General features: G+C 75.1%; 1 protein-coding gene. It reads left to right on the top strand.

Annotated elements, in window-relative coordinates; all coding sequences use genetic code 11:
* Window positions 1-1,131 (top strand): apolipoprotein N-acyltransferase (gene lnt / locus Q8814_RS26230; protein ID WP_330154842.1); only part of this gene is annotated, 1,131 nt, incomplete at both ends.

The raw sequence follows: 1,131 nt of genomic DNA, 5'->3' as shown, positions 1-1,131 counted from the left end.
CAGCCGCTGCGCCGACGGGCGGGGTTCGGTTACGGCTACCTCGCCGGCCTCGGATTCTTCGTGCCGCTGCTGCCGTGGATCGGGGTGTATGTCGGGCCGTTGCCGTGGCTCGCGCTCGCCGCCGCCGAAGCCGTGTTCGTCGGCGCGTTCGGGGCGCTGGCCATGCATCTGCGCGCCCTGCGCGCCGCGCCGCTGTGGATCGCCGCGGCGTGGAGCCTGACCGAATACCTGCGCGCCACCGTGCCGTTCGGCGGATTCCCGTGGGGCCGGCTGGCCTTCGGGCAACCCGACGGGGTGTTCGCCGCGCTCGCCGCGGTGGGCGGCGCCCCGCTGGTCTCGTTCGCGGTGGCCCTGACCGGCACCGGACTCGCCGCCGCGGCCCTGGCCCTGGCCCGGCGGGCCCGCCCGCGCCCCGGCGCCCCGGAGACCGCCCGCACGACCGTGCTGCGGGCCGGGGCGTGGGCGATCCTCGCCCCGTTGACCGCGCTCGCCGTGTGGCCGCTGCTGCCCGACCCCGGCGCCGGCGCCCGCACGGTCACCGTGGCCGCGATCCAGGGCAGCGTCCCGCGACTGGGACTGGACTTCAACGCGCAACGCAAGGCGGTGCTCGACAACCATGTCGCCCGCACCCGGGAGCTGGCCGCCGACGTCCGCGCCGGCACCGTCGCCGCGCCCGACGTGGTGATCTGGCCGGAGAACGCCTCGGACATCGACCCGCTGCGCAACCCGGACGCCGCCGCCGACATCACCGCGGCCGCCGCCCTGATCGGCGCGCCGATCCTCGTCGGCGCGGTGCTGCTCAACGGGGACGGCACCACCACCAACTCGGTGATCGTGTGGGGGCCGCAGTCCGGTCCCGGCGAGCAGCACGACAAGCGGATCATCCAGCCGTTCGGCGAGTATCTGCCGTACCGCTCGTTCTTCCGGCTGTTCTCCGAATACGCCGACCGGGCCGGACATTTCGTGCCGGGGGACGGGGACGGCGCGGTCACCGCCGCCGGTATCCCCATCGGCGTCGCCACCTGCTACGAGGTGGCGTTCGACCGGGCGTTCCGGGACTCGATCGACGCGGGCGCCCAGCTGCTCGCGGTACCCACCAACACCGCCACCTTCGGCGACACCGAGATGACC

Source organism: Rhodococcus chondri (assembly GCF_036327435.1).
Taxonomy (GTDB): Bacteria; Actinomycetota; Actinomycetes; order Mycobacteriales; family Mycobacteriaceae; genus Rhodococcus; species Rhodococcus chondri.
Note: the sequence above shows the minus strand (reverse complement) of the source record. Positions and strands in the feature narration are given on the sequence as shown.